This window comes from Akkermansia sp. UNK.MGS-1 (assembly GCF_000980515.1).
Classification (GTDB): Bacteria; Verrucomicrobiota; Verrucomicrobiia; order Verrucomicrobiales; family Akkermansiaceae; genus Akkermansia; species Akkermansia muciniphila.
This window is the reverse complement of sequence record NZ_LBCB01000009.1, coordinates 180491-190924: the sequence shown is the minus strand read 5'-3', so window position 1 is coordinate 190924 and position 10434 is coordinate 180491. Positions and strand designations below refer to the sequence as shown.

The 10434-nt window shown below is 43.1% G+C and carries 10 protein-coding genes and 1 pseudogene; 7 read left to right on the top strand and 4 right to left on the bottom strand.

The genetic code is table 11. The features are described from left to right. From WW58_RS06000 to WW58_RS13140, 7 genes are all read left to right on the top strand, one after another. The coding region (locus WW58_RS06000; protein WP_288143414.1) for an RHS repeat-associated core domain-containing protein at positions 1-893 on the top strand (893 nt) is incomplete at its 5' end. Between the two features lie 8 nt (positions 894-901). After that, positions 902-1474, top strand: a complete 573-nt coding sequence (locus WW58_RS13150; protein ID WP_146020789.1) for a hypothetical protein — start codon at positions 902-904, stop codon at positions 1472-1474. Positions 1475-1976: 502 nt separating this feature from the next. Next, the gene (locus tag WW58_RS13145) at positions 1977-2549 is read left to right on the top strand and encodes an RHS repeat-associated core domain-containing protein (protein ID WP_146023960.1); all 573 of its coding nucleotides are present in this window, start codon (positions 1977-1979) and stop codon (positions 2547-2549) included. Next, positions 2542-2928, top strand: a complete 387-nt coding sequence (locus WW58_RS05985; RefSeq protein WP_046436122.1) for a DUF6714 family protein — start codon at positions 2542-2544, stop codon at positions 2926-2928. The genes WW58_RS13145 and WW58_RS05985 overlap by 8 nt, the downstream gene beginning before the upstream one ends. A 339-nt stretch (positions 2929-3267) precedes the next feature. Continuing rightward, entirely contained in the window at positions 3268-4134 is an 867-nt protein-coding gene (locus WW58_RS05980; protein WP_206646783.1) for an RHS repeat-associated core domain-containing protein, read from the top strand. Positions 4135-4700: 566 nt separating this feature from the next. After that, positions 4701-5420, top strand: a complete 720-nt coding sequence (locus WW58_RS05970; protein WP_046436116.1) for a hypothetical protein — start codon at positions 4701-4703, stop codon at positions 5418-5420. A gap of 30 nt (positions 5421-5450) precedes the next feature. Continuing rightward, the gene (locus WW58_RS13140; protein ID WP_338400067.1) at positions 5451-6215 is read left to right on the top strand and encodes an RHS repeat domain-containing protein; all 765 of its coding nucleotides are present in this window, start codon (positions 5451-5453) and stop codon (positions 6213-6215) included. Positions 6216-6797: 582 nt separating this feature from the next. Here the strand turns inward: WW58_RS13140 and WW58_RS05965 are convergent. From WW58_RS05965 to recJ, 4 genes and pseudogenes are all read right to left on the bottom strand, one after another. Beyond that, on the bottom strand, positions 6798-7127 hold the full coding sequence (locus tag WW58_RS05965; protein WP_102741756.1) for a hypothetical protein: 330 nt from the start codon (positions 7125-7127) through the stop codon (positions 6798-6800). Between the two features lie 297 nt (positions 7128-7424). Further along, the gene (locus WW58_RS05960; protein WP_128804652.1) at positions 7425-7673 is read right to left on the bottom strand and encodes a hypothetical protein; all 249 of its coding nucleotides are present in this window, start codon (positions 7671-7673) and stop codon (positions 7425-7427) included. 97 nt (positions 7674-7770) lie between these two features. Further along, a pseudogene (locus tag WW58_RS05955) lies at positions 7771-7959 on the bottom strand (2-isopropylmalate synthase); the annotation flags it as partial. Between the two features lie 574 nt (positions 7960-8533). Beyond that, positions 8534-10273: a single-stranded-DNA-specific exonuclease RecJ gene (recJ, locus tag WW58_RS05950; protein ID WP_046436108.1), complete on the bottom strand. Its 1740-nt coding sequence runs from the start codon at positions 10271-10273 to the stop codon at positions 8534-8536. Positions 10274-10434 lie beyond the last annotated feature (161 nt).

Here is a 10434-nt window from a genome sequence, read left to right as displayed (position 1 = left end):
CCCAAAACGGCACGGTCACCAGCCATGAACGCTGCCTGTACCGGGGGTATTTGCAGATAGCCGCCCTGGACATGCTCAACAGCCGGAACGTGCTCCGGACACTGTTGTGGGATCCTCTGGAACCGATGGCCACCCGCCCCCTGGCCCTCGCGCAGGGCGCTTCCCTGTACTGCTATGGAACGGACTTCAACAAGAATGTGACGGAGGTGTTCGACGCACAGGGAACGATCGCGGCGGCTTACGACTACTCGCCCTATGGGATAGTTGGCAGCACAGGCAACCTCGTCCAACCCGTACAGTGGTCCGGCGAGATGCACGACGAAGAACCCGCCCTGGCCTATTACAATTACCGCTTTTACAACCCCAAAGACGGCAGGTGGATCAACCGTGACCCCATCGCTGAAGAAGGGGGGTGGAATCTTTATGCGTTCGTAGGGAATAGTTTGAATATTGAAATAGATTTATTAGGGACAGCTTGGTCGTCACTGCAAACAGAGGCGGGGGCCGCATTGGCTGCACGGCAAGCGGCAGAAGCTGCGGCAAAGGCAGCAGCCAGAGCAGCAGGAACAGCAATCGCTGCTGAAAGAAGTAAAAGGAATAAAAGATGTGCAGAATTATATCGCGAAAAATCCGAGGCAAAAAAAGAGGCTAGAGGTAGTTCCTGTAGGGATATGATAATTCCTGAATGTCCTACTCAAAGCGAGTGTAATGCTTTTAATGATCGATACGAAAAAATGAAAAGGTTTGCCGAGGCTCGTAAAGCTTATGATGACGAATGTCATCAAGGAGGTGACAAAGGACATCAGGAACAAAGTAAAGGTTGGAATGAAGGAGCACAGAATTGCAAAAATAAGTATGATGAATGTATTACTAAACTAAATAAATTAATTTAATTGTAAATATGCAAGCAAATTTTTATAAAGAAAAGATTGAAGAATTATACGATTTATTTCCTATTTCTTCTCCACCCTTTCCCAGCAATAATCCGCATGATCTACTTATTAATTATGTTGATTCTGAAGAAGAAATGCATGATTATGCTCGATCTTTATTGGGACTCACTTGGACAGAGATCGATTGTAAATTTTGGTATGATTGTGGAGACTATTTATTTTTTGCGACACCCAAGGGATTTTCTTATTTTCTTCCTTCTTTAATAAAATGTCGTTATGAATGGTTTTTAGACCATGAAATTACTGTTGGAACAGCCATAGATTTTGTCTTTTATTGCATAGTAGGTAATTTTGACAATGACGCAGAGTTTGAATATGCATTAACTCAAGACGACAAAGGATATTTGCTAAACAGAATCTATGAGGTTTTTTTGTCCTATAATATTGATCAAATTCTTGCAGTGAAACAATGGATCACACAGGAAGAAGCATCCGATATGAGATTAAGTAAAGGTGCATTTAATGCGACTACATATCGCCGTATTTATTATCTAATTAATAATGTGTTGAAAGTAAGATGACCAGTTCTCCGAAAATAGATTCACAAAGAAAGTTAGGTTTATTAACCTAACAAAAAACAATGAAAAAATACAGTATGGAGAAAATCCTAAAAATTCTCAGTGAAAAAACAGACGGACAAACGATACGAGAGGATCTGCCGGGAACTCAACATCACGGAGTAAACCTACTACCGATAGCGTAGCAAATACGAAAGAATGGAGTTGAAGAAAGCCTTGATAATGAAACAGCCTGAAGAAGAAAACTAATGTTTGAAGTAAAGCATAACCAACAACCCTGGATATCTCAATACTGAAAGAAGTGAACTCAAAAAATGGTAAGCCCCTCCCGGTGTCTGCCCCTGAAGTAGAACGCCTCTCTTTACTACTACGGCGTGGACTTCAACAAGAATGTGACGGAGGTCTTCGACGCACAGGGAACGATCGCGGCGGCTTACGATTACTCCCCTATGGACAGGTGGCTTCCACGGGCAGCCTCGTCCAGCCCGTCCAGTGGTCCGGCGAGATGCACGACGAAGAACCCGCCCTGGCCTATTACAATTACCGCTTTTACAACCCCAAAGACGGCAGGCGGATCAACCGCGACCCCATCGCTGAACAGGGAGGATGGAATTCGTATTCGTTCGTAGGGAATAACCCTATTGATAGTTTTGATATTAATGGTCAAAATGCTATGGCAAGAGCTGTTCCTTTTGCCGCAGGAGCTGCAGCCGTAGATGGGCTTCTTCCAATTGGTGATGTAATAGGAGCAATTGTAATAGTTTCTGCAGGTGCTTATGATTTATCACAGCCAGGTCCAGGAACTGGAAATTGTACCCGTTTATTTCATGGGATGTTACAAAGTGCTGTTAATGCAGCCAAAATAGAGACAGCATTACTGGGTAAATGTAAGGACACAGATTGTTGTTGGCTGTTGAAAATCAAGGCTGCAACTTGGCTAAAAAATGCAATTGCTCGAGATACTATTAACTCCAAATGTTACCAAGGAGGAGATTCAGGACACCGGAAAGCATCTGAACAAGCTTGGACAAACGTAATCAATTGTCAAAGAAAAATAAAAATAAAGTGTAATGGATGATTTTTTTAAAGAAGTAAAAGCCGCATTTCCTATATACCCTATTCCTTCCTTTAATTTGGTATATGGTTATAAAATATCTAGCGAAGAATCATATGAAGAACTTATTCTGTTGGAAGGTAAGGAATGGACGTTAATAGAATCGAATTATCTACAAAATCATTACACATTTCCTTTCTGGCTTTCCATATCCGGATTACATTATTATCTACCGGCTATCATGATTTTTTCCTGGAATGAATATATGAATAAAAAAGATATTGTTTTAGTTGCTGATTCGGCTGCATTGGCTCTAGAAAAATTTAATGATTATAGCATATATACAAACCCACAGCTGAATATACTAATAAAATGGGCCGGCACTTTAAATTTTGAAATTTAATTGCAAAAAAAAACACAAAAAATCAAGAATTTTATTTAGCTATTTTATTAAAATAAATTTATAAAATTGCCGTGTTAGTAATAAAATTTGTATTAGGTTTCTTTGAGATGAGGAGAAAATGATACTAATACCTAATCTCTGAATTTATTGAATCTTATTTTACCAACACTTTCTTTTGAAAAATAATCGGTATTATTTACTTTAGTCTTGTTTCGTTGATTTTTTCGATTTTTTATCGAAGCAATTTGCTAAATATCAATATTTAAAATATTCTGAAAATCTTGCGACAAGACTATTCTGCATAATTCCGAAAAAAATTAAACAATAACGTAGATTGATTTGCATCAAGAAGAATTTGTATATGATGAAATTGCTTCTCCGCGAGAAATCATGCTGGCCTCCCGCAACGTAAGCTATGATGACCAGAATTGCCGTCCCTCCTACGGTTACAGCTACGACAATATCGGTAACCGCAAGACGGCGCAGGAACCGGTCGGGGAACTCGCCTACTCGCCCTATGGACAGGCGGCTTCCACGGGAGACCTCGTCCAGCCCGTCCAGTGGTCCGCCGAGATGCACGACGATGATCTCGCCCAGGTTTATTATAATTACCGCTATTACAACCCCAAAGACGGCAGGTGGATCAATCGCGACCCCATTGCTGAACAGGGAGGATGGAATTTGTACGGGTTTGTTAGAAATTCTCCATATATTTTTAATGACTTAAATGGAAATGACAGATACATTTCGCAGATTTTACCTGACCAATTATCTGACATGACATTTACCTTGCATATAGGTGTAGCTGTTGATCTTTGGGAGAAGAACAAAGACGGGAAATGGTGTAAAGTAGGAGTTAAGACGTTTGATTATGGTTTGAATCCAGCAGACAGGGAAACAGCGAAATTAGCCGTGGAGTGGTCAAAAACAGGAAATGAACTAATTCTTCTTTTATTAGTTGGATTATATATAGTCAATACAATACGTGGAACAATTATTCTTGGTAGAGGTTATATAGAATCTTCAGATGGCCTCAATTTAACTAATCCAGAAACCATACCCTCTTCCCCTATTGAAGATATAAATATGCTTAGAGGAATTCAACAAGATATAAAATCACCGCCTCCATATAATATATTAAAAAACAATTGTGCAGATTGGTCTTATAGAGCTATTTGGTATGGAAGAGATAAAACAGTACATTAATTTACAAATGAGAAAAATGTTAGAAATTTTTGAAAAAATAATAAAATTTGATATATTTTTTCAAGAAAAAGAATTCAAAAAAAGCAAATCGATATTCAGTTATATTGTTTTTATATTCCTGAGTGTGGGATCTTATATATCCATTTTTCCAGAAAGATTAGTTATAAATACAAATTTATTATCAAATCCAAAGACAATATTATTTATACTACTAATTTATATTTCATATATTACATCGTTTTTCAATTGGTTTTACTGCATCAAAAAATCAATATCATTATTCATCATAATCTATTTTATACCGACATATGTGATATTTTTTATATATTGGTATATTTATCAAAAATCCATCCACAATTTGGCCACAAGCATGATGTTTCCATAATAATTATGATGTAAAATACGAAAACAAATCGGCATTATTTACTTTAGTCTTGTTTCGTTGATCTTTCCGATTTTTTATCGGAGAAATTTGCTAAATATCAATATCTAAGATATTCTGAAAATCTTGCGCCAAGACTATTCTACATAATTCCGAAAATAATTAACATTAAACAAATGACATCATGAATTATATGCTATATTTCTTAATTAGTATTATATGTATAAATTATTCTTTAGGAAATATTCAAGAAATAAAAAATATTCCTGAAGTCCAAGTAAAATATAGCGATCTAAAATTTTATCAAAATACATCAGAAATTACAATAGATATTACAGATTCAGAAAAGAGTCGAAAAATGTTTAGTCTTGGAAAAGAAATCATACTTTTCAACCACCAAGAGCAAGTTCCATGTAATGCTATTGGTTCATTTTCTTTTCTATTTTCTGAAGATGGCAGTATAGGTCGAGTGAAGTTATTTTTTAAAACAGAATTGGAAAAAGCATTAAATGGAACTTTAACTGTATTAACATCACAAAAAACAGTTCCATTAAAAGAAAAAATAATAAAAATTAAAAAAGATGAAGAATTTAATTTAGATGGAACTTTAGTAAAAATAACATCAGTAAAAAAATCAAAAGATGGCTACAACATTTCTTTTTCTTTTAAAGATTCAATTGGAATTGCTAAATTTGAATTTAAATCACTAGATGGCGTGCAACTCAAATCAGAACAAGAACGTTTGATAAGTTTTGGGTTAGATGGAACACAAGTATCTTCATATTATGTATTTACTACAAAAGAAAGCAAACAATTAGAATTAATTATTACGCCTTATAAATGGATTGAAATAAAATGCCTCCATATTCCTTTATTCATTAATCTACCCATTTTAAATAAATAAAAGATACTGTTGTGGGATCCTCTGGAACCGGTGGCCACCCGCCCCCTGGCCCTCGTGCAGGGCGCTTCCCTGTACTGCTACGGCGTGGACTTCAACAAGAATGTGACGGAGGTCTTCGACGCACAGGGAACGATCGCGGCGGCTTACGATTACTCCCCCTATGGGGCCGTGACCGGTACGGGCAGCCTCGGCCAGCCCGTCCAGTGGTCCGGCGAGATGCACGACGAAGAACCCGTCCTGGCCTATTACAATTACCGCTTTTACAACCCCAAAGACGGCAGATGGATCAACCGCGACCCCATCGCTGAACAGGGGGGGTTAAATTTATACTGCTTTTTAATCAATTATCCTCCATCAATAGATTATTTGGGAAAAATTGCAATCGTTCTCGTTATTCCTTTAACAATCACTGCTGCGGAAGCTACAGCGTATGCTGCAATTGCAGCAGCTGCAATTTGTTTATCAAACAGTTACTGTAGCAAACTTGCAACAGCAGCTTTTGTTGCTCCTATTCTTGCTGCTGTCGCTGCAGCTAAAGCCATTTCTTCTACAATATGTAGTATAAGATGTCGATTTGGAAATCATGGAGCTCATCATAGTTTTCGAGCCAATAGGATAGGCATACCTTCATCAATAAGATGTTGGAAGCGTCATTTGCAATCAAATTGTTGGATTTCAGGTGCATCAGGATCAAATTTCGGAACTATTAGAATACCTTATGGAGATTGTTATAAAAATAGAAATGGCAATCCTCCGGGAAGATGGTCTAGAGTTATAATAACGTACCCTTTTTGATCAATGAATATTAATTATAAATTTAAAAAGCATTATATATATATTAAGAGAATATAAAAGAAAAACATATAATGAATTATTAAAACATGAATACCCAATAACTGATCTCGTAACTATTGAAAAAGATACATTAAGTATAGAAATAATTCTTCTTGAAAAATATAGAGATCATCTCCTATTAGGGTTAGACGTTACTTTGCTTGGATCGAAAAAAATATGTTGTAAAAATTCAATTAGAAGAACTTTTACTGTATATAATAAATAGGTCCAATACAATTTAAAAAGGAAATTTCTGAAGAAAAAAAAATAATAAATAGCATTGTTCAAGAGCCAGGAACTGGTTAATAAAGGTAGTCTGCTTCTGTACCTCCTTCATATTTTGGTCTCTTGCTTGCAGTGTGTAAGAGGCTCTTCAAAATTACCCTATTTACCCTGTGCGATATCATTCAACTCACACAAATTCAATGTATTGAATGATACAAAGTAAAAAATGCGCACCCTGTCTTGCCCTGTATCCCACCACGTAGCGGTCCATTTTATCACCACAAAATAAACTGATTAAGAATATTTCCGCACTCTGTTCTACCCTGTCACGGAATGGGCAATGGTGTACACGTTCCTCCGTCCGCCTCCTTCCTTTCGTACCTGCACGCGATCCGGACACATCTCTGCCAGTTTGGATAACTTTCCGCCCAGTTTAGCCGCGTTCCTGGCCAGAAGATTGAATGCTCTCATTTTGTCAGCAGGAAGATTAGCTCTTACACGGTCATAAATACCCGTGGAAGTGGCGTCCTTCCTGTAGATCTGTTTGGCATCTTCCGGAGTTCCGCAGCGTGCGGCCTGGTCAATCAGTTCCAGTAACTGCATTTCCGGGCTGATGCCCAGAACAGCCGTGGCTAGTGTCTTGTTCATGTATGCTCTGCATCGGTGACGTCCCGTAGGTTCCTGCAAATGCTCCGGCGCCCGGTAATGGTCAATGAACCACGCCAGAGCGGGCAACTCCCTTGCCAGGGCCTCATCCACGGCATCCTTTTCATCTTCCGTCCCATTCGGAGGCGCCTCATGATAACCGCTCAGCCAGAAAGCCGCATATTTTATCTGTATCGCCTCCCTCCATCGGAAAAGCCGTCAGGCTCTCTCCGGATCCGTGTTGAGCAACTGCACCACCGCCCAGGACAACGCCATCGGGAAGGCATCCTTCCCTTTGCCTTAAATGGAGACCACTCCGGCATACAGGATATTCTTGCTCCGGCTCATGACGTTCCACCGCTCCGCCTCCTTCACGTTCTTCATGATATCATCCAGAAGAATCACCGGGTAATGTTCCATGCCGCCGTTAAACCCTTCACTTCCCGGTTTTGTGAAATACTTTTCCCCGGCCATGACCAGATGATGAACCCTGGTGCGGGCCGTGCGCCTTTTCAGGCACGCCTGAATACGCTGTCTTGCCCCCTGCATCCAAGCTATAAAGGAAGGAAATTGGTCAAGGTCCTCCGGGTCATCCAGCAAACCACGCAAGAAGGCCAGGGCTGTCGAGCAATCCCCTTCCTTTCCCTCTACCCACGGCCCGGACGGCTCGGAAATCGCCGTCTGAAATAACGGGGAAGCCCGCTTTAATAATATCCACGCCCAGCGTTTCCAGCTGCATGGCCACCTGTATTTTCTGCTCCACGTTCATCGCCGCGCCGGGGCACTGTTCCCCGTCTCTCAGCGTCGTATCAAAAATATGTATTTGTTCTTTCATTTACAGTAAAAATGTTAAGAGGTCGTTCCTTCGGGAACTGCGCACGGAAAACGTTCCTGTTACGGAATCATTCCTTTGGTGCAAATCAAGACAGCCGTTTACTTCCCTCGCGCCGGAACGGCTCACCGGCGCATATCAAGATATCTTCACGGACTTACCGTCCGAGAAGCAGCAATAGACGACCTTGCAGAAACAGGGTATTCATCTTGCTTGTTTTTACTATAAATCCACCCTGAATGGGGAACGGGACAGACAATGCTCTTTAAAACCTGCTCTGTCAAGACACCTCAAATACATATGACATTGTTAGAGTTGTCTCATCCATTGAAATTTTGAAAGAGAGTGCCTTCCTTCACAAAAAAACTGCCTGTTAAACAAGGTTATAATGTACGAATAAACATAGAATTCCAATAACTGGAACTCATTCCTGAAATCAGTTCCAGATGAGAAAATTATGTAACCCCAAACTGGATAATACGCCTAATAACAATCTATTAAGATTACCATAGGATAAGGTTTGACACATTATTCACAACTCAACGGCCTATTGCTATTCACAGCAATAGGCCGTTTTCTACATTTCCCGGTGGGAACGTATTTCCTGAATGGAAATGGACAGGGAGGCGCGGCCGCGGTACACGTTGCGGTCAATCGTAAAAGCGATATCCCAAGGGGGATTGGGAAGTTCCCGTTGCGCTCCGTTAAAGAAAATAGCGTCGCGCTCCACGATGCCCTGACGCATGAAAAGCTTCAGATGATTGGTTCCCACGCGCTTGGGCGGTTCCGTGGGAAAAACGTCGGAACTCATGAATAGAGGCTGGGGATTGGAGTTGCCGAAGGGTTCCAGTTTTTCATAGCTGTCCAGCAAATCCAGCGTCAGAGCCTGGAAGGACACTTCCATGTCAATGTTGAGTACGGGGCAGCGCTGTTCCTCCGTCGTGGTTTCGGACACATAACGGTTGAAAGCCCGGCGGAAGTCGTCCATGCGGGATTCTTCAATCACCAGCCCCGCCGCCATATCATGGCCGCCGCCGGAAACCAGCGTATCCGCGCAGTGGTGGATGGCCTGCACCAGGGACACGCCGGGAATGGAACGGCCGGAGCCCTTCCCCACGCCGCTTTCATCAAAGGCGATGACGAAAGTCGGCTTGTGGTACCGCCTCATCAGCTGGGAGGCCACAATGCCCACCACGCCGGGATGCCACGCGCGGGAACCCAGCACAATAACGTTGTCCCTCTCCGGGTCAAAGGAGTTGTGAAGCATTTCCACCGCATCCGTCCGGATGGCCTCCTCTTCCTCCTGCCGCTTGCGGTTGTGGGAATCCAGCATTTGGGCAAGCTGCACGGCCCTCCTGGCGTCCATGGTCAGCAGGAGTTCCAACGCATCCATAGGGGAATCCATGCGCCCGGCGGCATTAATGCGCGGGCCTATCCTGAACCCCACGTGGGCGGCGTTCAGGAAGCCCGCGTGGTTAACGGAGTCGGAAGGGCGGATGCCCGCTATTTCCGTCAGGGTTTTGAGCCCCGTATGGCGGCTGTGAGCCAGCCTTCCCAGGCCGTGGCGAACCAGAATCCTGTTTTCCGCCACCAGGGGAACGATGTCCGCCACAGTAGCCACGGCTACCAGGTCCAGATAAAGTTTCAGGTCAAAGGTTTTCAGCTTCCGCTCCTTCAGGAGGGCATGCGCCAGCTTGAAGACGACGCCCGCGCTGCACAGATAAGTATACGGGCTGTTTTCCTCAATTTTGGCATTGACCACCGCCACCGCGTCCGGCCGCCCCAAAGGGCCCGCCTCATGGTGGTCCAGAATGATGACGTCTATCCCCAGGCCGTTGAGCATGTCCACCTCTTTTACGGAGGAAGTGCCGCAGTCCACCGTAATGAGCAGGCTGGGAGGGTCCGCACATTCGCAAAGGCAACGCTTGATGCCGGCCTCGCTGAGGCCGTAGCCTTCCCGGGAACGAACGGGAATAAAATACTGGGGATCCAGGTCATAAGCCATCAAAATGGCCCGAAGAAGCGCCACGGAGGTAACTCCGTCCACATCATAGTCCCCATAAATGCACACGGTTTCCCCTTCATCCACGGCCCGGAAAATGCGGTCCACGGCTACCCTCATTTCCCCCATCAGGAAAGGGTCGCTCAGGTGGGAAAGCCTGGGTTCCAGAAAGAGTTCCGTTTCCGTTCCCCCGGTGAACCCGCGCTGCAGCAGAAGCTGCTTGACCAGCAGAGGCAGTTCCGCAGGAAACGCTTTCAAGACCGGATCATCCTCCTTCACGGAAGGGCGTAGAGTCCAATGAAAACCCGGTGTCATGGCAGTATTTTAGCCCCGCATCCAACAGGGTCAAGGTTGTTTCCACAGCAGACGGCCAAAGCGGAGAAAAGAGGTTTCCGCTTCCGTTTCCGGGAAACGGCCTGCACGCAGCGCACCCGTCCCTTTCAAAATAAAACTCCGTCCGGAACGTACCGGACGGA